The 24,184-nt window shown below is 69.2% G+C and carries 21 protein-coding genes; 17 read left to right on the forward strand and 4 right to left on the reverse strand.

Going from position 1 to position 24,184, the window contains the following annotated elements; genetic code table 11:
* Positions 1-9: 9 nt before the first annotated feature.
* The 5 genes from lgt (at position 10) to AC3RX1_RS09515 (ending at position 9,805) form a co-directional block, all read left to right on the forward strand.
* Positions 10-1,008 carry a prolipoprotein diacylglyceryl transferase gene (gene lgt / locus AC3RX1_RS09495; protein WP_491500982.1) on the forward strand — a complete coding sequence of 333 codons (999 nt, stop codon included), beginning with the start codon at positions 10-12 and terminating at the stop codon, positions 1,006-1,008.
* Positions 1,009-1,082: 74 nt separating this feature from the next.
* Complete coding sequence (gltB, locus tag AC3RX1_RS09500; protein WP_491500983.1) at positions 1,083-5,657, forward strand: glutamate synthase large subunit; 4,575 nt, start codon at positions 1,083-1,085, stop codon at positions 5,655-5,657.
* A complete protein-coding gene (locus AC3RX1_RS09505) occupies positions 5,650-7,116 on the forward strand; it encodes a glutamate synthase subunit beta (RefSeq protein WP_491500984.1) in 1,467 nt (488 codons plus the stop codon). Before gltB ends, AC3RX1_RS09505 begins: the two co-directional genes overlap by 8 nt.
* Before the next feature lie 79 nt (positions 7,117-7,195).
* Positions 7,196-8,647: a pyruvate kinase gene (gene pyk, locus AC3RX1_RS09510; RefSeq protein WP_491500985.1), complete on the forward strand. Its 1,452-nt coding sequence runs from the start codon at positions 7,196-7,198 to the stop codon at positions 8,645-8,647.
* Positions 8,648-8,725: 78 nt separating this feature from the next.
* Positions 8,726-9,805, forward strand: a complete 1,080-nt coding sequence (locus AC3RX1_RS09515) for a phosphotransferase (RefSeq protein ID WP_491500986.1) — start codon at positions 8,726-8,728, stop codon at positions 9,803-9,805.
* 351 nt (positions 9,806-10,156) lie between these two features.
* Here AC3RX1_RS09515 and AC3RX1_RS09520 read toward each other — a convergent pair whose 3' ends face one another.
* From AC3RX1_RS09520 to AC3RX1_RS09530, 3 genes are all read right to left on the reverse strand, one after another.
* A complete protein-coding gene (locus AC3RX1_RS09520) occupies positions 10,157-10,507 on the reverse strand; it encodes a helix-turn-helix domain-containing protein (protein ID WP_491500987.1) in 351 nt (116 codons plus the stop codon).
* A gap of 108 nt (positions 10,508-10,615) precedes the next feature.
* Positions 10,616-11,431, reverse strand: coding sequence for a methyltransferase domain-containing protein (locus AC3RX1_RS09525; protein ID WP_491500988.1), 816 nt, complete (start codon positions 11,429-11,431; stop codon positions 10,616-10,618).
* Positions 11,432-11,505: 74 nt separating this feature from the next.
* Complete coding sequence (locus AC3RX1_RS09530; RefSeq protein WP_491500989.1) at positions 11,506-12,111, reverse strand: type II toxin-antitoxin system death-on-curing family toxin; 606 nt, start codon at positions 12,109-12,111, stop codon at positions 11,506-11,508.
* A 204-nt stretch (positions 12,112-12,315) separates the two neighbouring features.
* Between AC3RX1_RS09530 and AC3RX1_RS09535 the strand changes: the two genes are divergently transcribed.
* From AC3RX1_RS09535 to AC3RX1_RS09590, 12 genes are all read left to right on the forward strand, one after another.
* Complete coding sequence (locus AC3RX1_RS09535) at positions 12,316-13,089, forward strand: hypothetical protein (protein ID WP_491500990.1); 774 nt, start codon at positions 12,316-12,318, stop codon at positions 13,087-13,089.
* 828 nt (positions 13,090-13,917) lie between these two features.
* Positions 13,918-14,673, forward strand: coding sequence for a hypothetical protein (locus AC3RX1_RS09540; RefSeq protein WP_491500991.1), 756 nt, complete (start codon positions 13,918-13,920; stop codon positions 14,671-14,673).
* Between the two features lie 84 nt (positions 14,674-14,757).
* Entirely contained in the window at positions 14,758-15,384 is a 627-nt protein-coding gene (locus AC3RX1_RS09545; RefSeq protein ID WP_491500992.1) for a hypothetical protein, read from the forward strand.
* Positions 15,381-15,860, forward strand: coding sequence for a hypothetical protein (locus AC3RX1_RS09550; protein ID WP_491500993.1), 480 nt, complete (start codon positions 15,381-15,383; stop codon positions 15,858-15,860). Before AC3RX1_RS09545 ends, AC3RX1_RS09550 begins: the two co-directional genes overlap by 4 nt.
* 119 nt (positions 15,861-15,979) lie before the next feature.
* The gene (locus AC3RX1_RS09555) at positions 15,980-16,771 is read left to right on the forward strand and encodes a hypothetical protein (protein ID WP_491500994.1); all 792 of its coding nucleotides are present in this window, start codon (positions 15,980-15,982) and stop codon (positions 16,769-16,771) included.
* An 8-nt stretch (positions 16,772-16,779) separates the two neighbouring features.
* A complete protein-coding gene (locus AC3RX1_RS09560; RefSeq protein WP_491500995.1) occupies positions 16,780-18,762 on the forward strand; it encodes a hypothetical protein in 1,983 nt (660 codons plus the stop codon).
* Positions 18,752-19,570: a hypothetical protein gene (locus tag AC3RX1_RS09565; RefSeq protein ID WP_491500996.1), complete on the forward strand. Its 819-nt coding sequence runs from the start codon at positions 18,752-18,754 to the stop codon at positions 19,568-19,570. The genes AC3RX1_RS09560 and AC3RX1_RS09565 overlap by 11 nt, the downstream gene beginning before the upstream one ends.
* Positions 19,571-19,591: 21 nt before the next feature.
* Complete coding sequence (locus AC3RX1_RS09570) at positions 19,592-19,975, forward strand: hypothetical protein (protein WP_491500997.1); 384 nt, start codon at positions 19,592-19,594, stop codon at positions 19,973-19,975.
* Positions 19,976-20,016: 41 nt separating this feature from the next.
* The gene (locus AC3RX1_RS09575) at positions 20,017-20,856 is read left to right on the forward strand and encodes a hypothetical protein (RefSeq protein ID WP_491500998.1); all 840 of its coding nucleotides are present in this window, start codon (positions 20,017-20,019) and stop codon (positions 20,854-20,856) included.
* A gap of 53 nt (positions 20,857-20,909) precedes the next feature.
* Positions 20,910-21,575, forward strand: coding sequence for a helix-turn-helix domain-containing protein (locus AC3RX1_RS09580; protein WP_491500999.1), 666 nt, complete (start codon positions 20,910-20,912; stop codon positions 21,573-21,575).
* Between the two features lie 113 nt (positions 21,576-21,688).
* Positions 21,689-22,420: a hypothetical protein gene (locus tag AC3RX1_RS09585; RefSeq protein ID WP_498239303.1), complete on the forward strand. Its 732-nt coding sequence runs from the start codon at positions 21,689-21,691 to the stop codon at positions 22,418-22,420.
* 44 nt (positions 22,421-22,464) lie between these two features.
* The gene (locus AC3RX1_RS09590) at positions 22,465-23,340 is read left to right on the forward strand and encodes an LPD29 domain-containing protein (protein ID WP_491501001.1); all 876 of its coding nucleotides are present in this window, start codon (positions 22,465-22,467) and stop codon (positions 23,338-23,340) included.
* 56 nt (positions 23,341-23,396) lie between these two features.
* Here the strand turns inward: AC3RX1_RS09590 and AC3RX1_RS09595 are convergent.
* Positions 23,397-24,184 (reverse strand): hypothetical protein (locus AC3RX1_RS09595; protein WP_491501002.1); only part of this gene is annotated, 788 nt, incomplete at its 5' end.

Raw genomic sequence — 24,184 nt, forward strand, 5'->3', positions numbered from 1 at the left:
CTCGTACCCATGACGTTTGCCCCCGCCAGCGCGCTCAATGGCGTTCTCGCCAGCATCCCGAGTCCCTCGATCAGCTACTTCGACATCGGGCCGCTGCGGATCCACTTCTACGCGCTGTGCATCATCGCGGGCATCATCGTCGCGACGCTGCTGACGAATCACCGGCTCACCAAGCGGGGAGCAGAGCCGTGGGTCGTCATCGATATCTGTCTTATCGCAGTGCCGCTGGCGATCATCTGCGCCCGGGCGTACCACGTGCTCACGCACTGGTCGTTCTACTTCGGCCCGGGTAAGAACCCGGTCTCGGCCCTGTACATCTGGGAAGGCGGCATCGCGATCTACGGCGCCCTCATCGGGGGCGCGATCGGCGCGCTGCTCGGCTGCAAGTGGACCGGCATCCGGTTCTGGAGCTTCGCGGACGCCCTGGCGCCTGGCCTCATCATCGCGCAGGCGATGGGGCGCCTCGGCAACTACTTCAACCATGAGCTGTTCGGCCTTCCGACGGACGTCCCGTGGGGACTCGAGATCGAGTCGTCGAACCCCGCCTTCCCTGCCGGACTGCCGGCCGGGACGCTCTTCCACCCGACGTTCCTGTACGAGATGATCTGGAACCTCCTCGGCGCTGCGGTGCTGCTGTGGGCCGGCCATCGGTTCCGGCTGCAGTGGGGCCGTCTGTTCGGCCTCTACCTCGTCTGGTACAGCGCCGGGCGCATCGTCTGGGAGTCCATCCGCATCGATCCCAGCGACGTGTTCCTCGGCCTGCGCACCAACGTCTGGGCGGCGATCTTCGGCGTCATCATCGGCCTCATCATCATGGTGGTGCAGAAGCACCGCCATCCGGGCCTCGAGCCGTCGCCGTACCGACCCGGACGCGAGTGGAAGGGTCGGGGGGCTGTACAATCGTCAGACACCCCTGAATTCGTCGACGTCAGCGCTCCTGACGACGACGGAGAATCCGCGGCCCGCGCCACGAACGCGATTGCCGCACCGGCCGCCGCGGTGAAGTAGCCCGCGTCCGCGCGCGATCTCCTCTTCCCCTTGGGCCGACGTCGTCCCATCTGATTCCCAAGTGAGGACGGCCCATGTCCGCGACCCCCCGCGAGCACACCCCAGGGGGTGCTCTCCCGCCCCGACAGGGCATGTACAACCCGGCGTTCGAGAAGGACGCGTGCGGCCTCGCCATGGTCGCCACGTTGCGCGGCGAAGCCGGGCACGACATCGTCACGCTCGCGTTGACGGCGCTGCGCAACCTCGAGCACCGCGGCGCCATCGGGTCCGACGCCGGCACGGGCGACGGCGCAGGCATCCTCACCCAGATGCCGGATGCGTTCCTGCGCGCGGTCACTGACTTCGCGCTGCCGCCCGTGGGGGAGTACGCCGCGGGAATGGTCTTCCTGCCCCGGGACGCGTCGGCCCGCGCCGAGCAGAAGCGGGGCATCGAGCAGATCGCCCGCAGCGAGAACCTCGAGGTGCTCGGCTGGCGCGACGTGCCGACCGACGAGGCCCACCTGGGCAAGCTCGCCCTCGACGCGCGCCCCGCGTTCGAGCAGCTCTTCCTGTCGCGCCCGGCGATCGGGGGAGCGCCGGCGCTGAGCGGCCTCGACCTCGACCGACGCGTCTTCCGCGTCCGCAAACGCGCCCAGCATGAGCTCGGCGCGTATTTTGTTTCCCTGTCGGCGCGCACGCTCGGCTACAAGGGCATGGTCACGACCCTTCAGCTCGAGCCGTTCTACCCGGATCTGCAGGACGAGCGCTTCGCGTCGGAGCTCGCGGTCGTGCACTCCCGCTACTCGACCAACACGTTCCCGTCGTGGCAGCTTGCGCAGCCCCTGCGGATGCTCGCCCACAACGGCGAGATCAACACCGTCGGCGGCAACCGCAACTGGATGCGCGCCCGCCAGTCGCAGCTGGAGTCCGAGCTGCTCGGCGACATCCGTCCCCTGCTTCCCATCTGCACCGAGGGAGCGAGCGACTCCGCCTCGTTCGACGAGGTGCTCGAGCTGCTGACCCTCACCGGTCGCAGCCTGCCGCACGCGATGCTCATGATGGTGCCCGAGGCCTACGAGAAGCGCACCGACCTCGCGCCCGACCTGCGCGCGTTCTACGAGTACCACGCCCTGCAGATGGAGCCGTGGGACGGGCCGGCGGCGATGATCTTCACCGACGGCACCCTCGTCGGCGCGACCCTCGACCGCAACGGCCTGCGCCCGGGACGATGGACGCAGACGACGGACGGGCTGGTCGTCATCGGCAGCGAGACCGGAGTGCTCGACATCGAGCCCGAGCGCATCCAGCGGCGCGGCCGGCTCCAGCCCGGCCGGATGTTCCTCGTCGACACCGCGCAGGGGCGCATCGTCGAAGACGAGGAGATCAAGGCGGAGCTCGCGGGCCTGCACCCGTGGGAGCTGTGGCTGCGGCAGAAGCTCGCCCTCGGCGAGCTTCCCGAGCGCGAGCACATCGTGCATCCGATCGCCTCGATCACCCGCCGTCAGCGCACGTTCGGGTACACGGAGGAGGAGGTGCGCATCCTGCTGACCCCGATGGGCCAGACCGGCGCCGAGCCCATCGGCGCGATGGGCACTGACACGCCGATCGCGGTGCTCAGCGACCGCCCGCGGCTCCTGTTCGACTACTTCACGCAGGCGTTCGCGCAGGTGACGAACCCGCCCCTCGATTCCATCCGCGAAGCCGTCGTGACGAGCCTGCAGGCCGGCATCGGACCCGAGCGGAACCTGCTCGGTTGGGGGCCCGACCACGCGCGGCAGATCACGATCGACTTCCCCGTGCTCGACAACGACGAGCTCGCGAAGATCCAGAACATCGAGCGGACGATGCCCGGCCGGCGTGCGGTCACGATCCGCGGCCTGTACCACTTCGACGCCGGCCCCGGCACGATGCGCCGGCGCCTGGCCGAGATGTGCGCCGAGGTCGACGCCGCGATCGACGCCGGCGCCGAGTTCCTCATCCTGTCCGACCGCGATTCGAACAAGGACCTCGTCCCGATCCCGTCGCTGCTCATGGTGGCCGCGATCCACCACCACCTCATCCGGCGCGAGAACCGGATGAAGGTCGGGCTCGTCGTGGAGGCGGGCGACGTGCGCGAGGTGCACCACGTCGCGACCCTGCTCGGGTACGGCGCCTCCGCGGTGAACCCGTATCTCGCTATGGAGACCGTCGAGTACCTCGTCCGTTCCGGCGCGATCACCGGCATCACCCCGGAGAAGGCCGTCGCGAACGTGATCTACGCCCTCGGCAAGGGCGTGCTGAAGATCATGTCGAAGATGGGCATCTCGACGGTGTCGTCGTACAGCGGCGCGCAGGTGTTCGAGGCGATCGGCCTGAGCGAGGAGCTCATCGCCGAGCACTTCACGGGCACCGAGTCGAAGATCGGCGGCATCGGGCTCGAGCAGATCGAGGCCGAGAACCAGGTGCGCCACGATTTCGCGTACCCGGAGGATGAGGCCGTCCGCGCTCACGAGCGGCTGTGGACCGGCGGCGAGTACCAGTGGCGCCGCAACGGCCCGCCGCACCTGTTCAACCCGGAGACCGTGTTCCGGCTGCAGCACTCCACCCGCACCCGTCGCTACGACGTGTTCCGCGAGTACACCCGGCTCGTCGACGACCAGTCGCAGGAGCTGAAGACCCTGCGCGGAATGTTCCGGCTCCGCACGGGGGAGCGCCCCCCGGTTCCCCTCGACGAGGTCGAGCCGGTCTCGGCCATCGTCAAGCGCTTCTCGACGGGCGCGATGAGCTACGGCTCGATCTCCCGCGAGGCGCACGAGACCCTGGCGATCGCGATGAACGCGATCGGCGGCAAGTCGAACACCGGTGAGGGCGGCGAGGACGTCGACCGGCTCCTCGACCCACAGCGCCGCAGCGCGATCAAGCAGGTGGCCTCCGGGCGCTTCGGCGTGACGAGCCTCTACCTCACCGAGGCCGACGACATCCAGATCAAGCTCGCCCAGGGCGCCAAGCCGGGGGAGGGCGGCCAGCTGCCACCCGCGAAGGTGTACCCCTGGGTGGCGCGCACCCGGCACGCCACGGCGGGAGTCGGCCTCATCTCGCCACCGCCGCATCACGACATCTACTCCATCGAGGATCTCAAGCAGCTCATCTTCGACCTCAAGCGCGCGAATCCCGCCGCGCGGGTGCACGTCAAGCTCGTGAGCCAGTCGGGCATCGGAGCGGTCGCGGCCGGCACGGCCAAGGCGCTGGCCGACGTCATCCTCATCTCGGGGCACGACGGCGGCACCGGGGCGAGCCCGCTGAACTCGCTCAAGCACGCGGGCACGCCGTGGGAGCTCGGACTCGCTGAGACCCAGCAGACCCTCATGCTCAACGGCATGCGCGATCGGGTGGTCGTGCAGGCCGACGGGCAGCTGAAGACCGGCCGTGACGTCATCGTCGCCGCGCTCCTGGGCGCGGAGGAGTTCGGGTTCGCGACCGCCCCGCTCGTGGTCTCCGGATGCGTCATGATGCGCGTCTGCCACCTCGACACGTGCCCCGTCGGCGTCGCCACCCAGAACCCGGTCCTGCGGGAGCGCTTCACCGGCAAGCCCGAGTTCGTGATCAACTTCATGGAGTTCATCGCCGAGGAGGTGCGCGAGCACCTCGCGGCGCTCGGGTTCCGATCGATCGAAGAGGCCGTCGGCCACGCCGAGCTGCTCGATGTCGACGAGGCGGTGCGCCACTTCAAGACCGAGGGGCTCGACCTGACGCCCGTCCTGCACGGACCGGCGTTCGCCGCGGACGAGCCGCGCCGCCACTTGCGCGACCAGGACCACGGCATCGAGGAGCACTTCGACGTGCCGATCATCGCGCGGGCCCGGGACGTGCTCGCCCACGGCGGACACATCCGCATCGCCGCGGCCGTGCACAACACCGACCGGGCGATCGGCACGATGCTCGGCCACCATCTCACGAAGGCGCACCGCGAGAACGGTCTGCCGACCGACTCGATCGAGCTCGACCTCACGGGGTCGGCCGGTCAGTCCTTCGGCGCGTTCCTTCCCGCCGGGATCACGCTGCGGCTGGAGGGCGACGCCAACGACTACGTCGGCAAGGGCCTGTCGGGCGGCCAGATCGTCGTGCGCCCGCCGCGCGGCGCCCGCTTCGACGCGGCGCAGAACGTCATCGCCGGAAACGTCATCGGCTACGGCGCGACGAGCGGCAGCATGTTCCTGCGCGGCGTCGTGGGCGAGCGCTTCTTCGTCCGCAACTCCGGCGCGACCGCCGTCGTCGAGGGCGTCGGCGACCACGCCCTCGAGTACATGACCGGCGGCCTCGCCGTGATCCTCGGCGACACCGGCCGCAATCTCGGAGCGGGGATGTCGGGCGGCACCGCCTACGTGCACCGGCTCGACGCCGCCGATGTGAACAGCGAAGCGCTCGCGACCGGCGAGCTGCAGCTCTCCGAGCTCGGCGCGGGGGATGCGGAGATCGTACGCGATCTGCTCGAGCGGCATCTCGCCGAGACCGGTTCGACCCTCGCGGCCGCCCTGCTCGACGACTGGGACACCGCGGTGGGCGAGTTCGTCAAGGTGCTGCCGCGCGACTACGCCGCCGTGCTGCAGACGCGCCGCGCCGCCGTCGACGAGGGACTCGACCCCGACGGCGACGTCGTCTGGACCCGCATTCTGGAGGTGACCCATGGCTGACCCGAAGGGCTTCCTGAAGGTGACCGAGCGCGAGCTGCCGCCGCGCCGGCCCGTCGCGGTGCGCATCATGGACTGGAAGGAGGTGTACGAGGCCACCGACGGTCCCGTGGTGCGCCGCCAGGCGAGCCGCTGCATGGACTGCGGCATCCCGTTCTGCCACACCGGATGCCCGCTGGGCAACCTCATCCCGGAGTGGAACGACCTCACCTACCGCGACGAGATGCACGCCGCGAGCGAGCGCCTGCACGCCACGAACAACTTCCCGGAGCTGACCGGACGGCTCTGCCCGGCACCGTGCGAGAGCGCCTGCGTGCTCGGGATCAACCAGCCGGCCGTCACGATCAAGCGCATCGAGCAGACGATCGCCGACGAGGCGTTCATCCACGGCTGGATCGAGCCGGAACCACCCGGGCGCCTCACCGGGAAGACCGTCGCCGTCGTCGGCTCGGGGCCGGCGGGCCTCGCTGCCGCCCAGCAGCTCACGCGCGCGGGGCACACCGTCGCGGTGTTCGAGCGCGACGACCGCATCGGCGGTCTGCTGCGCTACGGCATCCCCGACTTCAAGCTCGAGAAGGACGTGCTCGACGCCCGCCTGCGCCAGATGGAGGCCGAGGGCACGAAGTTCCGCCCTGGTGTGGCGATCGGTCGCGACATCACCTGGGAGCAGCTGCGCGCACGCTACGACGCCGTCGTGGTGGCCACGGGTGCCACGGTGCCGCGCGACCTTCCGATCCCCGGCCGCGACGCCGACGGCGTGCACTACGCGATGGAGTTTCTCGTGCAGGGCAACCGGGCGGCGGCGGGCGACGAGGTGGCCGACCAGATCACCGCGGCGGGAAAGCACGTCATCGTCATCGGCGGCGGCGACACCGGCTCGGACTGCATCGGCACCGCGCACCGGCAGGGCGCGCGCTCGGTCACGAACCTCGCGATCGGCCGCCAGCCGTCGCACGTGCGCCCGGTGCACCAGCCGTGGCCGATGTTCCCCACCGTGTTCGAGGTGCAGTCCTCGCACGAGGAGGGCGGCGAACGCGCCTACCTGGCGTCGACCGTCGAGTTCCTCACCGACGACGACGGCGCCGTGCGCGCGCTGCGCGTGGCGGACACCGAGTTCGTCGACGGCGCTCGCGTGCCGAAGGCGGGCACCGAACGGGAGATCCCGGCCGATCTCGTGCTCATCGCCATGGGCTTCACCGGCCCCGAGCGCGACGAGCTGCAGGAGCAGGTCGACGCGGTGTTCACCGGTCGCGGAACCCTCGAGCGCGACGCCGACTACCAGACGGCGCTGCCTGGCGTGTTCGTCGCCGGCGACGCCGGGCGCGGGCAGTCGCTGATCGTGTGGGCGATCGCCGAAGGGCGTGCCGCCGCGGCCGCCGTCGACCGCTACCTCACCGGCGCGACTCAGCTCCCGGCTCCGGTCGCGCCCACGGATGTCGCAATCGGCCTCGCGCCCGCGTAGGCTGGCGACGACTCGTCCTTTGTGACAAATCCCTTTACTAACAGCATCCTTTCCCGAAACCCCCGGAGTAGAGCTCGGTATGAGACGCGCGAAGATCGTCGCCACCCTGGGCCCCGCCACATCGTCGTACGAGATGGTCCGCGCGATCATCGACGCCGGTGTGGACGTCGCCCGCTTCAACCTCAGTCACGGCGATTACTCCGTGCACGAGAACAACTTCGCCAACGTGCGCAAGGCGGCGGAGGATGCGAAGCGCCCGGTCGCCATCCTGGTCGACCTGCAGGGTCCGAAGATCCGCCTCGGCAAGTTCGCCGACGGGCCCCACGACCTCGCCGAGGGTGACATCTTCAAGATCACGACCGAGGAGATCCTCGGCACGAAGGAGATCGTCGGCACGACGTTCAAGGGGCTTCCGCAGGATGTCAAGCCCGGCGACTTCCTCCTCATCGACGACGGCAAGGTCCGGGTGCAGGTGGTCTCCACGGACGGCACCGTCGTCACCACCAAGGTCATCGTGGGCGGGCCGGTCTCCAACAACAAGGGCATCAACCTGCCCGGCGTCGCCGTCAACGTGCCGGCGCTGAGCGAGAAGGACGAGGCCGACCTCCGCTGGGGCCTGCGCACCGGCGCCGACATCATCGCGCTCTCGTTCGTGCGCGATGCGAGCGACGTCGAGCGCGTGCACGTGATCATGGCCGAGGAAGGCCGCCGCATCCCGGTGATCGCGAAGATCGAGAAGCCGCAGGCCGTCGACCACCTCGAGGAGATCATCGACGCGTTCGACGGCATCATGGTCGCCCGCGGCGACCTCGGCGTCGAGCTGCCGCTGGAGGCGGTGCCGATCGTCCAGAAGCGGGCGGTCGAGCTGGCACGCCGGATGGCGAAGCCCGTCATCGTGGCGACGCAGATGCTCGAGTCGATGATCAACAACCCCGTGCCGACCCGCGCCGAGACGAGCGACGTCGCGAACGCCGTACTCGACGGCGCCGACGCGGTGATGCTCTCCGGCGAGACGAGCGTGGGGGACTACCCGGTCGTCGTCGTGCAGACGATGGCGCGCATCATCGAGTCGACCGAGGAGCACGGGCTCGAGCGCATCCTTCCCCTGGGCACGAAGCCCCGCACGCAGGGCGGCGCGATCACCGCGGCGGCCCTCGAGGTCGCCGAGTTCATCGACGCGAAGTACGTCTGCATCTTCACCGAGTCGGGCGACACCGCGCGCCGGATGTCGCGCCTGCGGCCGAAGATGCCGATGATCGCGTTCACCCCGGAGCCGGCGATCCGCCGTCGCATGGCGCTGACGTGGGGCATCCACTCCGCGCTCGTCGAGCACGTGCCGCACACCGACCTGATGTTCATCCAGGTCGACGAGTTCCTCCTCGGCCGCGAACTCGCGAAGGTCGGCGAGAAGGTCGTCGTGATCTCCGGTTCTCCTCCCGGCATCATCGGGTCCACCAACGACATCCGCATCCACAAGGTGGGCGACGCCGTGCACGGCGCGGCGCCGATCTACCGCGACCACCAGAAGTAGTCGACGAGATCCGGAGAACGGGATGCCTCGGCCGAGGCATCCCGTTTCGTCGTCTCCCGCACGGGTAGTGTCGGTCGGATGAGCGAAGCGCGTGGGCTGCGCCAGGCCGTCGCCGCGGCGGTGGGGCAGAACGTCGTCGGCCTCCGGGGCGTACGCCGGGAGCCGCTGGAGTACGACGCGTTCCTCGCGCACCGCGCCGTCGGCCGGCTGCGCGGATACGCCCTCGTGGCCGACGGCGGCGTCGTGGAGTGGTCGATGATCGAGAAGGCCACGGAGGGTCCGCACCTTGCCGTGCCGTATCTCACCGACAATGCCACGCGGGAGTTCGCCGCATATCGGTCGGGCGCGCTCGATGCCCTGGGCCCGGCGCTGCGCGCTCCCCGGCTGTACGGCAGCGTCGCCGAGGAGGACGGACGCACCGTGCTGTGGCTCGAGGAGGTGCGTCACCACGGCGGGCGGCCGCTCGACGCGGCGTCGATCCTGCAGGCGGCGCGGGTGCTCGGCGGGATGTCGGCCCGCTGGCTCGGTCGCGATCTGCGCGATCCGTGGCTGTTCCGCGGCTGGATCGACCGGCACAGCCAGCCGGAGGCCGTCGCCGGCGCCCGCGCGACCCTGCGCCGGCGGCATCCGGCCGTCGCCGCACGGCTCGGCGACCGGGTCGCGGCGACGGAGAAGCTCATCGACGACCAACGGCGGCTCCGCGCCGTTCTCGAGGCGCTGCCGCAGACGCTCTGTCACCACGACGCGGTGGGGGCGAACGTCTTCGTCGACGACGGCGAGACGGTCCTGATCGACTGGGAGTCGGTGGGCCCCGGCCCGGTGGGCGCCGATCTGGCGTCGCTGCTGTTCTCGTCGGTGCGTCGCGGGGACGCATCGGCCGCCGTCGTCATCCCGCTGGTCGACGAGGCCCTCGACGCCTACCTGAAGGGGGCCGCCGAAGAAGGACACCGGATCTCGGCCGCGGATGCGCGGCGCGGACTCGACGCGGCGATCGGACTGCGGTGGAAGCTGCTCGCCGACATTGCGACGGCGCTCGAGCGAGGTGAGGCGATGCGGCGGGGGAGCCTCCCGGACGAGCCGCCCGAGCGGGCTCTGGAGGAGCACCTCGCGCAGGCCGATCTCCTGCTGCGCTCGGCCGAGCGGGCGCTGGACGCCTGACGCGACGATTCGCGGGGGCGCAGGATCCCGTCGGCGGTGCGGCCCTTGGTGAACGTCCACGGACACCGTCGCGCGTCTAGCCGTCACTCGTGCCGGTGGTGGGAGTCGAACCCACCCAACCAGCCCTTTTCGCCTCCGGCAGCATTCGCCGGATTCCCGTCGATTCCAGCAAGTTCATACAGAGAACGCCTGGTCACGCGGTATAACTGTGGTCAACCAACAACAGATCCGGTTTCGGGGTCCGAGCGCCGGAACGGCCTTGTTCAGGCCAGATTAGCCCGGTTTGTTGGTTGCAACCAACAAGAAACGCCCGCGGAGACCGCGGGCGTTTCGGGGTGAAGAGGGGTGTTATCAGGCGGCTGCCGCCGTACGCGAGCGGGCCTTGGAGGACCTGCCGGACGCGAAGTTCGTGGGGGCCGGCTGCTCGACCGGCGGCTGCGGTTGCTCGCCGGGGGCGTCCTGACGAGGACGGAGTCGGTTCGCCGACCACGCGACGAGCGCCGACTGCGGGTACTGCCAGGAGCGCCCGAGCTTCAAGGCGGCGATCTCACCGCGGCGAGTCGCGTCCGCGATGATCCGGGTCGTCACGCCCAGTGCTTCGGCGGCCTGCTCAACGGTGAGCACGCGCGGGTGGCTCGCGAGGTTCGCCTTGATGTCCTCAAGGATCTCTACTGCTGAGTCGGGGAGTTCAACTGTCTGCATGACAGGTCTATGCGCGGTGCGGGCTCAAGAACTGCGAGCAGCCGTGATCATCGGTAACCCAGTGCCCCGGCGCGGAGGACGCGGAACTGCGACCGCGACACCGGCTTCTCACTGAGTCTTCTCGTACACCCAGACGGCGTTGGTGCTCGGGAACCAGGCGCCGAACGGGTCGGTGAGCGTGTACGCAGACAGGTGCTCGACGTACTCGGGCTGCACGTAGGAGCGTGCGGCGATCAGGCGCAGCGGGCGAGCTGCGACGACTCGCTGCGCGTAGCCGTCGAGCGTGCCGAGCTGGTACCGCTCCTGCGACTCGCGGGGGAGCGAGCGCCTGCCCCATGTGAGGGTGAGCGCCGCTTCGGCGACAGCGTGCCGAGTGCCGCGCCACAGACCGTCGGCGCCGCGGGCGAGGGCGAGCTCGGGATGAGGGGAGAGGGTGACGTAGTCGGCGACAAGTTGGGCGTCAGGCGCGGACAGGGTCGCGGGGTCGTCGGGGCGATCGGGAATGACGCCGTCGCGGATGATGAGGCGGCCGCCGGGCCGGAGCGCGGCTGCGGCGAGGTTGAACGCGTGCTCGACGGCCGGGTAGCCGCCTGCGTAGGAGTAGACCTCGTGCAGCACGCTGCAGAACACGACGTTGTCCAGCGGCGCGAGCGCGGGCAGCTGCTCCAAGGAGCCGGCGATCGCCGTGACGCCGGGCAGTTGGTCCAGGCGCGCGAGCGCGTCGGGTGCGTCGTCGATGGCGTACACGTCGGTCACGCCGTCCGTCGCGGCGAACAGCGAGGAGAGCTCTCCGCCTCCCGCGCCGACGTCGGCGACGGTGCCCGGCGTGAGCCAGGTTGCGAGCTGCGCCTTGTCGCCGAGCGCAGCCGCCATCCGCTGGAAATAGCGGTCTTCGAGGGTGGTCCTGGCCGCTGCCAGCGTCATGTGTCTGCTCCGGAGGTGACGTCTTCCTCACCAGGTGTGCAGGTGAGGTTTTCGCACCCCTATGCGCGCCCGTCTCACTCGGACGCCAGGAGGCTTCGGATCAGGGTGACCGTCTCGTCCTTCCTGGCAGGGTCACTTGACGCGGCGATCAGGGTGAGCGCGGTGAGCATGTTGCCGGGGACCGCCTTATCCAGGTCTATGCCGTTGCGGTCGAGGAAGTACGCGAACAGGGCGGCGGCCGTGCGCTTGTTGCCGTCGGAGAACGGGTGGTCCTTGGCGATCAGGTAGAGCAGATTCGCGGCCTTCTCCTGCGCGGACGGGTAGAGGTCCTGGCCGCCGAACGTCTGGTCGATCTGTCCGAGGACACTGTGGATCGAGTCATCCTTCTGGATACCCAGTCGCTCGTCGGCGGGGTAGCGCTCCCTGAGCTCGGCGACGATCTGCTCGACGTCGTCTGCGCCGATTCTCGCTGTGGCCAGCTGCTCAGGTGGCGCGGCAAGTTCACCGCGGTCGTAGGCGGCTAGGCGGTCGAAGTCCGCGGCGTACCGCTGCATGATCCGGACGATGCTCGCCTGTCCCTCATCGGACAGCGTCGCCTCCGGGGCGGAGTTTGCCTTCAGAGCGAACGACTGGTCGTTCGACTTCGCGGTGGTCTTGCCTCGCGGCGGCTGTTCCGTCATTCCTGTCCCGTCGTCGATCGCATCCTACGGCTACCCTGCGAAGACTCCGTCGACCGGCGGAGCCGCTACCGATCGAGCCGCTCGACGCCCTACGGTCGTTGCTCTTCGGCGACCACGTTGTGGTGGGAGGTGCGAGCCCGTGGTCGCTGGTATGGCCCTGCCGCGCATAACAGGGACAGCAGGTTTTCCTGTCGACGTGGTAACATGTTTTCCTGGTGGCGCGGTATCAGGTTTTCCTGTCGGAGGTGGATTGTGAAGGGCAACGAACTAGTGTGGCGAGCGATCGCTGACGCTGCCCTGCGGGGCGAACGGCGCTGGAGTAACTATGCAGACCTCGCGTACAGCGCCGGGGTGCCAGTGTCCACCGCCCAGCTCGCCTGCCGGAAACTCATCGACATCGGTGCGATCGCACCGCGGACCACAGGCGGCTTCTCAACGGTCAGCCCCGAAAAGGTGCTCACCATCCTCTGCGCATGGCGCAATCTGCCGCGCGACCAGATCGTTCGCACGAGCCTTCAGGCGGCCAACGATGTGATGGAGGCCGCAGAGGCATTCGCGTGGGGCGGAGCGGATGCAGCCGTCCACCATCTCGGCGGACAGAACACGGTCGCACACATCGGCCAGCGGATCGCGTACGTCTCGGGTGACGTCGAACGGCTCAGCGAGCTGCCTGCCGGAAGCGACCTGCTCGTCCTGCGGATGGATCGCCGGGCACAGATGGACTGGGACGGCTACTCGAGCCTCGCGCAGACGTACGCGGACCTGTTCGCGACACCCGGATGGCAGGCCTCGGAGTTCCGACTCGCGTTGCGCGATCGGGTCTTCGAACATCGCGATTGGGACCAGGAAGGGGTCGATGAGGCGCAGCGGCAAGCGCGCCGGCACACGCAGCAGCAGCAACACGACACTGGCGCTCAAGGGCGGGTTGCTCGTGGGTCTCGCGCCGGAGGCCAGTTCGCCGGCAAGCAGCACAGCTGACCGGATGTCGGTCTGTGATTGCCCTCAGCTGCGCACCGGGCTGACCCGCCGACTGCCCGTGCTCAACAGAATGGCGCTGCGCCGCCTCTAGAGCGAAAGTATTGACAGTGCCTCGACCCCATCGTGATGACATCCCATGCGGCCGACGCTGCTCGCATGCTGGCGTTGCAGATCCGTCTTGCCCGCCCGCGAATCGGCGGACGAGCTGAAGGACATGCCCGTGGGCGAACGAGCGCAGGAACGTACCCAGGGTGGACGCGGCGCGGGTCTCGCCGATCAGCCGGGCCGTCGCGGGCCGAGAAGGGCGCTTCCTGCCTCTCGTGAGAATGTTCCGAGCGCCGAGCGCCATATCAGTACGCAGCTTCGAAGAACGGTCGCCGTGCCAGGCTAGCCTGGCTTCCTGCCAGGGGGTACCAGGCCGATGCCGGGATATTCGAGAGGCACTTTGACCTACTCTCGACTGGGGAAGAGCCGGGCCGTGCCAGGATGCCTAGTTAGTTATAGTCTTCCAGAAGAGAAGAAGTAAGTAAGTAGTAGAAGAGGGGCCCTGTCTCTCCCTCTCTCTATATGGATACCTACTACCGCACGCGGTTTTCCGGCACGCGAGCCGTTTCTTTCCTCTGACCTGGGCTTTTGAGCTTTCCCCGGCCTGGCACGAGCCTGGCACGGCTGGCAGGTCGACCCCGCGTTTCGGTCACTTCTCCGCTCTGACCTGGGAGTTTTCCGTTTCGGGTGCCCTGGCAGGCTGCCAGGTCTGGGTGAGCGAGCGCCAAAGGCGCTCGCGAGCCCGTGCGTCGCACGGCGACACACGCCGCGTACATCCTCGACATGACGATCAGCACCACCGCCGAGGCCGCCCGCGAATCCAGTCGAGCCGCCGACGGCACTTTCGGACCTCAGACTCATTCTGAACCGGAGGTCGCCATCCCCGCCGCGAGCGACGGGTCTGATCTGAGCCACGCGGTCGCCGCCCGCAAGGCCTCGTTCGAGGCGCAGGTTGCCGCGCTCCATGAGGCGCAGGTCGCGCTCCAGCGCCCAGCGATCGACCTGGCGTCGGCACTGCTCCGCGAGCAGTTCCCGGATGCTGCCTCAGTCACGGTCCTCGAGGATGGCGACGGAGACTTCTGCTGGGTGTCGATCAGCGCGCTGCACGACGCCGACGGAGATGAGATCGAGGCGGACATCGACGACACGTACGAGGCCGAGATGGTGCTCCGCCAGATCGCCGACGACGCCCGCTGGATCTCCGAGACGGTTGACGCCGAGTACGACCGCCGTCGTGGCCTGTGCACGTTCCAGCTCACCGAGCCGGCCGCTGAACGCAGCGCCGACGAGGAGCACGTCGACGCGATCCGCAACGGCATGCCGGAGGGTGTTGCCGCCATCGAGATCTCCTACGACGGCTCCGGCCGGCTGGAGCTGCGTGACGCGCTGGATGCGGGCGGACAGCCGGTGGCCATCGACTCCTGGGGTCGGGATGCTGCTGCCTGGGAGAAACTCGCAGACCACGTCAGCCGCATCGAGAACCCGGATGCCCTCGACGACAGCGACGACGGCCTGCCGCCGTTCATCATCCGCCGGTGAGGGGCAAGCCCTCGGGGCTTGCGTCGAGCTCGCGCTCATCGCGCGCCGGGCCGCCGCCAACTGACCGCCGCGTACATCCTGACCATGGAGATCAGCGCCAGCGCCGAGGCCGCCCGCGAGGCCGCCCGCGCATCCGACGGACGATTCGCAGCCCAGGCCCACTCTGAACCGGAGGTCGCGATCTCGTTCGCGAGCGCGAGCGTGGAGACGCTGGTCGAGCGGCGCCAGCAGGCGGCCGCCCTGTTCAGCGGCGCACAGACCGCGTACTTCGAGGCGTGCCGGGACGAGGCGGTCGGAAAGCTCCGCGAGCACTTCCCGTGGGCGACCACCGCGGTGTTCACCCGCTCCTGGTATGACTCTGATGATGACATCCGGCTCTCCGAGCTGCTCGGCCCCGACGACACGTTCGACATCGAGGAGGATGAGCGAGCAGCCGACCTCACCGCGGATCAGATGCAGGCACTGGATGACGCCGCCGACGCGATCTGCGAGATGGGGTCCGACGTCTCCGCGTACCTGGAGCTGCCGGAGGAGGACCACGACGGCTGGTACGAGTACAACCTCGACCTGACCGCCGCACCCGGAAGCAAGACCCCCGCCCTGCACGTCGCCGAGCAGCTGGAGGTCACCGAGCGCGACGGACTGTACAACGAGCTCCCCGAGATGGACGGCCGGGCGGCGCAGGGGATCGCGGACAGGAGCGATCGATGACGAACATCAACCCCGCCGCGGAGGCCGCCCGTGAATCCGCTCGAGCTTCAGACGGGCGCTTCGCCCCGCAGGCTCACTCCGAACCTGAGGCCGTCATTCCCGCCCCGACGGACGACCGCGACGAGCTCACCCAGGCCGAGGAGGCGCACCTCGCCGCGCTCGACGAGCGCCGGTTCGACGACGACCTCGCCGGCGCCGCCGTCCGGGCCGCGGGCCTCCGGCTGTACCCGGGCGCCCAGGCGCTCGTGTTCGAGATGAACTACACCGACGAGGGAGCCTGCCTCGACTTCGACACGGTGATCGGGCCCGCTGACGCGGGCGACTCGCCTCGGCCGTACGCGAACCTCCAGCCCGAGGACGCCGACCGGGAGCGCATCGACCAGCTCGTGTTCCCGATGAGCGGCGCAGGGTGCACCGGCGAAGAGATCACCGGCATGAGGCACGTTGACGGCGACACGTTCCTGTTCGAGCTGTAGCCAACTCGCATCTCTGCGGACGTCGCCCCTTCGCAGATGCCGCCTGCGGTGACCTTTCGCAGGGTATGTGACGAGCCCGGAACGACCGGGCGCCAGTCGCACCTCGCGAGGAGATCCCCATGGCCGTCACCCGCCGCCCCTTCCTGCTGGACGAGGGGGAGGAGCTGATCCTCTCCGCCGACGCGCTGGCCAGCGCCGAGCGGTTCATCGAGTTCGCGGGCAGGCTCGGCCTTGACCCGGAGGAGATCATCTCCGACCCGGTGGTCACCGTCCCGATCCCGCTGTACCGCCGCGGCGGCACGTTCGCCGGCGTCGACGCGTCGATGATGTGGCTGCCGCTGCTGTGGCTGCCCGAGCAGATCGGGCTGCGGTTCCAGATCCTCGAGGAGGAGGGCGCAGAGCCCCGCCCGGAGACCGACGCCGAGTGGCTCGTGCGCGTCGCCCTCGAACTGCAGGCCTCCGGCCTCTACGACTCGCGGGAGGGCTGGGTGGACATCCTCGCCCTGCACGGCCTGGACATCGAGAACCCTGTGGACCTCGCCCGCGTCGAGGCATGGCAGGCCGGCGAGCCCGACGAGGTGCTCGACGCCATCGACATCAGCCACCTGTTCCCGAACCCGCCCGAGACCGCCGTCCACCACGCCCGACAGCAGCTGCCCACAGTCCTGCCCGCCCAGTTCGGGCTCACCGCCGCGAGCCTCCTGTCCTACCTCGACGAGCACCCCGACCAGGCCGCCGTCGTCGCAAGCCTCGGCGCGGTCATGCTCGACGCCGTCCCCGGGGCCGCAAGCGCCGCGCTCGACGACGCCGCAGCCGCAGGTCCTGAGGCGGATCGCGACGCCGTGCGCGACATCCTCGGCGAGGTCGTCGACGAGTACGCCGACGACCTGGCGCACATCGCCGCCGCATAGAGGCACCGATGGTCCAGACGCCGAACGGTGAACCCGCGCCCGGCGCGGGCCGTCCGGCGCGCTCACTGTCGGAGGGGCGAGCCCCGGCCCGCGCCGGGGGTAAGCTCAGCGCCGCGACAGGGAAGCTGGGAGCAGCCCGCGACATCATCGGGGGACCGGCGGCCACCGGCGCCAAGGACACCGTCAAGACGATCGCGGCCTCCGCAGCGAAGGGGGCGGCGACCGGCGGCGGCGTGCCCGGCGCGATCAAGGGCGCAGTCCTCGGCGCGGCGCGGACGAGAATCGGCCGCCGCATCGGGGCGGCCATCGGGATCCTCGCCCTGCTCGTGGTCCTCGCGGTCCCCGGGTCGGTTGCCCTCGCGATCACTCTCACCGCCGCGTCGCTGGCAAGCGCGGACTCCACGCAGGCGCGGGACGCGGTGGAGGCTGCGGGCCTTGACGCCGAGGACCTCGCCCGCGCCCAGGCGCTCGCCTCAGCCCACAACCTCACCTGGGAGATTGTGCTCGCGGTGATCACCGTGCGGGGCACCGATGACTTCGACGTCAAGAAGCTGCGTGCAGCGCTCCAGCACGCCGGGGCCCGCGGCATCGGCGCCGGCGGCGGGTACGACGGCGAAGGCCTCGTCCCCGGGGAGGGGGATGACGCGGTGGCCGCGGCCAAGGCCGAGCGCGCCGCATACATGGCAGGCCTCCAGGGTTACGGACTGTCGAGGGCCGACGCCGAGCGTGTCTACGAGACGGCGCTGTCGTACCACTTCGGTACGGTGGGCCAGTGCACCCCGAGCTCGGGGACCGGGGGTGTGCTCGTCGGCGAGGAGTTCACGTTCCTCGGCGTCACGTACAACGAGAAGCAGACCGCGAACATGAAGGCGGTCATGGGCGTCGCGAAGACCATGTTCCCCGAGAACGCGAAGGAGGCCGCGATCGTCGGGCTGATCACCGCCGCAGTCGAGAGCGGATTCCGCAACTACGCGAACGACGGGGTCATCGGGCCCGAGGACGGCAGCCCGACGGTCGCCCGCCAGCAGGGCTACGACAAGCTCGCGTACAGCCTGACCCTCGACCACGACGCGGTGGGCACCGACCACGCGAGCGTGGGCATCATGCAGCAGCAGGCGACCTACACGTGGGGCGAGATCCCCGGCTCCCACTGGGACAACGACCCCGAGGGTGTGATCCGCCGGCTGATGACGCCGTCGTTTGCCGCCGCCCGGTTCTTCGAGCGGATGAACGGCATCACCGGCTGGCAGGCCATGGAACCGGGGACCGTCGCGCAGAAGGTGCAGATCTCCGCGTTCCCCGACCGGTACGCCGCGAAGGTGGCCCTCGCCGAGGCCGTCTGGGACAAGCTCGGGGACGCTGCGACCCCGATCCCGGTGCCCGAGGGGATCGGCTGGCCGGGTGCTGTCGCAGGCGACAGCCCCTCGGGCAACCCGTGCGCCCCGACCGGCGAGGGGACGCTTGCGTCAGGAGACGAGCAGGAGCTCGCGAAGAAGATCCTCGACGTCACCGCGCTCGGCGAGATCGTCTGGTGGGGCAACCAGGCGGAGACCCTCGACCAGATCAAGGCGTACGCCGCGGGCGAGACGATCTCCGCGGACTGCACGCTCGATGTGCGGGTGATGCAGACGATCCTCCTGGCAGACAGCCTGTTCCACAAGTTGTCTGTGAACAGCTTGAACCGGCGCTGCACCGGCGCGACCCCAGGCGCCGGCACGAAGTCCTACCACTGGCAGGGGAAGGCCGTGGACTTCGGCTACCTTGGAGGGACTGCGACGACCGGCGCCGACCCGCATTCGATCACCATGATCCGTGAGTACGGGAAGGTCGCCCCGACCGGCGCCGGCGCCGGTCAGCTCGGCTGCTACGGCCGCGGACGAGTCACCCCCAACCTGAACGAGTTCGCGGATGGGTGCAACCACCTCCACCTCGACCTCGGCCCGACCGACGAGCCGATGAGCCTGAAAGAGGCGATGACCGATGATCAGTAGACCGCTCCGCGCCCTGACTGGTGTCACGGCGCTCACAGCCGCCGCCATCCTGCTCTCCGCGTGCGCGCCCGCTGAGCACGCCACAGGACCGGCGCCGAGCGCGACGGTCAGCGCACAGGCGCCCTCGAGCTCGGATGGTCCCTCGAGCGCTCCTGGCGACAGCAAGGGGCAATGGGACGCTGTGGGGCAGGCCGCGTCCGGCGGCCGGTTCGAACCTCTCATCCCGCCCAGCGGCATCCCGCACGGCGCCGGCGTCGAGGTGCCGGCGAAGTGGCTGACGACCTCCTACGACCTGCCCGAGGAGGGCGACACTGTTGTCTCCTACCTCGGGCAGCCGAGCTCCGACTCGGAGGCACGGCCCACCGTGCTGTTCGCGCTCGATGACGTCTCAAAGCCCGTGGGGCAGAAGGAACGCGCCTGGGTGCTGGAGCGCGAGGGGCTTGCCGACAGCCCGGACATCGTGGTCCAGCGGGTGACGGTCCGCATCCGCGAGATCGCGAACGCTCTCCCCGGGTCCGACACGTGGCGGATCACCTCGGGACTGAACGCGCTGAACAACGCGGGCGACCGCATGTCACTCCGGCCATACGACGACGGACCGTTCGGCTGCGACGGCACCATCACGCCGTTCCGGGGCAGTGGTCTGGCGACGAACGACACCGTACAGGTGTGCATGTATGCACTCGGCAACATATCGAACCCGGGCGCGTGGGTGAACGGCATCCAGCTCGACGGCAGGATCGACGACCGCGCAGCACCCGTCCTGGTCCGCACTGACACCTATCAGCCGACCGGCGACGCCGAGTAGCCTCTCGCGCATAGAGAGGGCATGAGCCGAACCGTCGCCGAACCCTTCGAGCACTCGCCGTTCGCGCCGCCTGTCGCTCAAGCCGCGCAGATCGCGCTCGTGATCCTGACCCGCGCCAAGGCGCACACCTGGAATCAGATGCTGGCAGATGGCGGCTACGACCACATCCAGCTCACGGCCGCGCAGCAGCAGCTCCTCGAGGAGCACAAGGCGGTCCTCCCGTACCTGTCCCGTGGCGGCCGCGACGCGAACATCCGCACGGTCCTCGCTTGCCCCGGCTGCGGGCTGCACGCGTTCATGGGGACAGGCACCGCTCCGGCAAAATGCTCGTTCACCCTGGGCTGCACGGGCCGCCCGGTCCGCGCGTCCAGCAAGGCATGGACCCCCGCGAAGCCGAAGGGCTGAGCCGCGTACATCAACGTCAGGCAACCGATGGGAGACGTACGATGAGCTGCTACGAATGGGAACGCGGCGAGATCACACTGCCTCGCGCCGCGGTCGTCCCGATCCGGCGGGCGATCATCGCTCGGAACAACCAGATCGCTGACGAGGGGCTCATTCTCGCCAAGAGGGTGTGGTCCGAGGCCACCGCGAAGCAGAAGCGAGACAGCGACCACCTGCGGGAGGCGCTGCTGAAGGCCGGCGGGCGCCGCCGGTACAACGGGTGGGGTGGGGGCCGAGACCTTTACGACTCGACGGACGTCACCGACCGCGCCGCGCGGATCCTGAATGCGGAGTACTTCCGCGACGAGCCGCGGCCGCCGCAGAAGCAGAACTCCGGGCGCCAGGGCTCGACGCAGACCGAGTTCGATGACGGTGAGCTGTTCGTGAGGTTCGACGCGAAGACCGGGCGGATGACCTGGGACATCGGGGAGAACAATCACGCCGTCGAACGCGCGCGGGAGGGCTGGCTCGCCCAGACCGTCCTGGCCGAGATCGACAAGGTGAGGTGGACACGGGGGACTGGTGGCTGGTTCACCGGCAACAACGAATACAACCGTGAGGACAACTACGCCGGCGGGGGCGCGAACTACGTGACCACCGCGTTCGGTCCGCGCGGCATGGAGAACCACCCGTCGCACACCCGGCCGTTCACCCGGTCGGACGGCACCCGAGTGACGAGCGCACAGCTGTCTGAGGCACAGAGCAAGTTGTGGGCGCGTCAGACGCGCGAGGAAGCGCGGTTCGCTCGTGCGATGGCCAGCGCGCGCGGTAAGACGACTGCGCGCTCCACCGCGGGCTCCTTCGCCCCAAAGCGCAACAGCGGACCCGACATCCGGCTCTGATCGCTGCGCATAGCTGGTTGACGGTATACTTGCGTCAGCGAAGGGATACAGGCATGGAGTGGGTCGGTCTTGCCAGCGTGGCGAGTCAGCTCGGCGTCTCCGAGCAGCGCGTCCGTGAGCTGATCGACCTCGGTCGCCTGGATGGCGAGAAGGTCGCGGGCCGCTGGCTGATCGACCCAGCGAGCATACCCGCGCTGCCCAGACGCGCCGGCCAGCCGCTCAGCCCGCGCGTCTCCTGGGCGCACGCCGACCTCGCGAGCGGAGGCGTCGCTGACAGTCTGTCTTCGCCAGAGCGTTCTCGAGCGCGTGTCCGGCTGCAGCGGCTCGTCGCGGCAGATGATCCGGTGCTGCTCCTCGCGTCGCTGATGGCGCGGCGCGCAGCACGGTCGCGTTGGGCGGCGCCCGACCCTCAGGGGCTCCTCGACGACCCGCGGTTCGTGGCCTCCGGCGTGAGCGACCCGCGATCCGGCATGAGCTCACTCGGTCACGCCGAGGGGTACGTGCGCAAGAGGGACCTCGACGACGTAGTTGCCGATCACCTCCTAGTCCGGGCTCGTGGTCCAGAGAACGTGATCCTCCACAGCGTCGACGTCGTCGAATCGCGTCTCGACCAGATCCCGTCACCCCTGCCGTGGCTCGTGATTGCAGCCGATCTGGCTGAGGGTGGGGCTCGAGAGGCGCAGCAGGCGCGCAACTTGATCAAGACGGCAGCGCAATGAGCGACCGGGTCGTGACAATGCCCGCAATGACCGACCCGCAGGCCGAGAGCTGGCGTGCGGCGATGGACCTGTACCAGGCGGTGCCGGAGGGGTGGACTCTCGTAGGCGGTCAAATGGTGCACCTGTGGTGTGCAGACCGTGGGTCATTCATCGCCCGACCGACCGACGACATCGACACGGTGCTCGACGTCCGTGCCAAGCCACAGATTCTGTACACGGTGACGTCGGCCCTGCGCGATGCCGGATTCGTGGCCGAGACATCGTCTGGTGGTATCCAACATCGCTGGGTCCGAGGCAAAGCGGTGATCGACGTGCTGATTCCACGCCACCTCGGCGCACGAGCAGCCAGCAGGCGCGGCGCCGGCGGTGGGAGGACGATCGAGACGCCCGGCGCGCAGAAGGTTCTCGACCGGTCGGAGGTCGTCAGGGTCCGCATCGGCGACCGGATCGGAAAGATGCCGCGGCCGACGCTCCTTGGTGCCATGGTCGGCAAGTCCTCTGCATACAAGGTCATGCTCGACGACAAGAGGCAGCGACACCTCATCGATCTGGTCACCCTGGCCAGCATCCTCCGCCCGAGCGACGTGACGGGCGGCCGGCCGCTGGACCGGAACGAGATCGCCACCCTTGGCAACGCGATCACGGCAGCTCGCGCTGACGCGCGAGCCTGGGGCAGCGTGCCCAACGGCCTGCAGGCGCTGGAGAGGCTCGCTGGAGTTGTGAGCCGGGCGCGGTTGCGAGGTGGGGCACCGCCGGCGGAACTCATGCGCGGCAAGACCACCGCACGCTCGACTGCTGGCTCCTTCGCCCCGAAGTGGAACAGCGGACCCGACATCCGACTCTGAGTCGACCACACGGTCGCGGAGTCCGTGCCGCGTATATCGTCGATATGACGATCATCAGCACGGCGGCCGAGTCCGCACGCGAGAACGCCCGCGCCACCGACGGCCGCTTTGGATCTCAGGCTCGTTCCGAACCTGAGATCGCAATCCCCGCCCTGGCGGATGGGTCTCGCACGCAGCCCACGAAGTACGTGTCGCTGAAGGACACGAACGTGGCGATCCGAAAGGACCTGGCAGCTGCCTACCCAGGCACGAAGTTCTCCGTCCGCGCCGACGGCTCTTGCGCCCGGGTCTCGTGGGTCGACGGGCCCCCGGAGGAGATGGTCAAGGTGCACCTCGCCCGGTACGAGAACGAGCACTTCGACGGGATGACCGATTCGGGCACCCCGCTGTTCGATGCGGCGGCCGACGAGAACGGGAACCGGCAGCGGATCCAGTGGGGCTCCCGGTTCGTGTTCACCAGCCGCGAGCTCAGCGATGAGACGACCGCGCAGGCGACCGCCTACGTGGACGAGAAGCTGGCGGATCAGGGGACGGTCCCCGGCGACAAGTGGGACCGTGTGCAGGTGCCGACCGCTCTCTGGGCGCGCGGCAACACGCAGCCGGCGAGCTCGTCGGCCCGCGTGCGCAACGACGTGCTGTCCCATGGGGAGATGGTCCGGCTCGTCGCCACCTGGACCGCTGACGACGCGTACCGTGAGGCGCAGGGGTTCGAGCCGTGCACCGAGTGCGGGGAGCCAGCCGAGAACCTCCTGGACCGGCTGTGCGAGGCTTGCGCCGAGCGGCTCCACTGCTCTGAGTGCGGCCGCAAGCTCGAAGTCCACAGCTTCGACGGCATGTGCGACCCGTGCGCCGTGAAGTACACGTGCCCTAGCTGCGGCGAGTACTCGGTGAACGGCGCGCTCTGCGACGAATGCTCTTGATCAGGCAGTAAGAGGGGCCCGTGCGGCGCGCCGCACGGGCCCCTCTGCTCGGTGGGTCAGCCGAGGGGGTACGAGGTTACGAACGAGACCCAGACCTTGTTCGCTCCGCTGGACTGCGCCGCCTTCACGAGACCGTTGGCGTGGATCTCAACGAATCCCGGAGTCGCTCCCGAGAAGGCCGCACCGAGCCGGATCGGCGCTCCGCTCTGTGTGGGCCGGATGGCCGTCGGCAGGCTCGAGATCACCGTCGTGTAGCTCCCCGTGGGGATGGTTCCCACGATGCCGCCGCGCAGGTAGACGACGTTGTCGCGGATCCGGTAAGAGAGCGGCCCCACTCCGTCGCCCTCAAAACCAGACGCGTATCCAGACTTGATCTCAACCCAGCCGGTGTCCTTCCTCACAGCCGCCATCTGCGAGTTGAGGGTAGAGATCGAGGCGTCCTGGGTCTCGTCCTTCGCCTCCGCATCCGTCATGCGGGTAGTGAGGGAGCTGATCGAGGAATCCTGCGTCTTGTTCGTGCCCTCCACCGCGGTCAGGCGCTTGACCGCCGCGTCGATCGCCGAGTCCTGGCTCGTGTTCTTGCCCTCCACCGCGGTGAGCCGCGTCAGGGCGCCCGCGAGCGAGTTGGAGGTGTCGGTGGCGAGCTTGGAGGCGTCGGTGCTCGACTTCTCGGCCGCGGTCATCCGCGTGCCGAGCGCACTGATCGCAGTGTCCTGGCTGGTGTTCTTGGTCTCGACGCCGGTGATCCGGGCGATGGCTGCGTCGAGGGCCTTGCCGAGGTCAGTGCCAGTCTTCTCGGCGGCGGCGACCCGGCTGGTGAGCACGTCGAGGGTGCTCGTGACGC

The sequence above is a fragment of the Microbacterium altimontanum genome, from assembly GCF_058349865.2.

Bases quoted from the DNA above. Each gene is read 5' to 3' on its own strand.
- AC3RX1_RS09520 (WP_491500987.1), bottom strand. From the start codon at position 10,507: ATGCAGACAGTTGAACTCCCCGACTCAGCAGTAGAGATCCTTGAGGAC.
- AC3RX1_RS09550 (WP_491500993.1), top strand. From the start codon at position 15,381: ATGACGAACATCAACCCCGCCGCGGAGGCCGCCCGTGAATCCGCTCGA.
- AC3RX1_RS09590 (WP_491501001.1), top strand. From the start codon at position 22,465: ATGACGATCATCAGCACGGCGGCCGAGTCCGCACGCGAGAACGCCCGC.
- AC3RX1_RS09585 (WP_498239303.1), top strand. From the start codon at position 21,689: ATGGTGCACCTGTGGTGTGCAGACCGTGGGTCATTCATCGCCCGACCG.
- AC3RX1_RS09570 (WP_491500997.1), top strand. From the start codon at position 19,592: ATGAGCCGAACCGTCGCCGAACCCTTCGAGCACTCGCCGTTCGCGCCG.
- pyk (WP_491500985.1), top strand. From the start codon at position 7,196: ATGAGACGCGCGAAGATCGTCGCCACCCTGGGCCCCGCCACATCGTCG.
- AC3RX1_RS09555 (WP_491500994.1), top strand. From the start codon at position 15,980: ATGGCCGTCACCCGCCGCCCCTTCCTGCTGGACGAGGGGGAGGAGCTG.
- AC3RX1_RS09575 (WP_491500998.1), top strand. From the start codon at position 20,017: ATGAGCTGCTACGAATGGGAACGCGGCGAGATCACACTGCCTCGCGCC.
- AC3RX1_RS09525 (WP_491500988.1), bottom strand. From the start codon at position 11,431: ATGACGCTGGCAGCGGCCAGGACCACCCTCGAAGACCGCTATTTCCAG.
- lgt (WP_491500982.1), top strand. From the start codon at position 10: ATGACGTTTGCCCCCGCCAGCGCGCTCAATGGCGTTCTCGCCAGCATC.
- AC3RX1_RS09535 (WP_491500990.1), top strand. From the start codon at position 12,316: ATGTTTTCCTGGTGGCGCGGTATCAGGTTTTCCTGTCGGAGGTGGATT.
- AC3RX1_RS09545 (WP_491500992.1), top strand. From the start codon at position 14,758: ATGGAGATCAGCGCCAGCGCCGAGGCCGCCCGCGAGGCCGCCCGCGCA.
- AC3RX1_RS09505 (WP_491500984.1), top strand. From the start codon at position 5,650: ATGGCTGACCCGAAGGGCTTCCTGAAGGTGACCGAGCGCGAGCTGCCG.
- AC3RX1_RS09530 (WP_491500989.1), bottom strand. From the start codon at position 12,111: ATGACGGAACAGCCGCCGCGAGGCAAGACCACCGCGAAGTCGAACGAC.
- AC3RX1_RS09565 (WP_491500996.1), top strand. From the start codon at position 18,752: ATGATCAGTAGACCGCTCCGCGCCCTGACTGGTGTCACGGCGCTCACA.
- AC3RX1_RS09560 (WP_491500995.1), top strand. From the start codon at position 16,780: ATGGTCCAGACGCCGAACGGTGAACCCGCGCCCGGCGCGGGCCGTCCG.
- AC3RX1_RS09515 (WP_491500986.1), top strand. From the start codon at position 8,726: ATGAGCGAAGCGCGTGGGCTGCGCCAGGCCGTCGCCGCGGCGGTGGGG.
- gltB (WP_491500983.1), top strand. From the start codon at position 1,083: ATGTCCGCGACCCCCCGCGAGCACACCCCAGGGGGTGCTCTCCCGCCC.
- AC3RX1_RS09540 (WP_491500991.1), top strand. From the start codon at position 13,918: ATGACGATCAGCACCACCGCCGAGGCCGCCCGCGAATCCAGTCGAGCC.
- AC3RX1_RS09580 (WP_491500999.1), top strand. From the start codon at position 20,910: ATGGAGTGGGTCGGTCTTGCCAGCGTGGCGAGTCAGCTCGGCGTCTCC.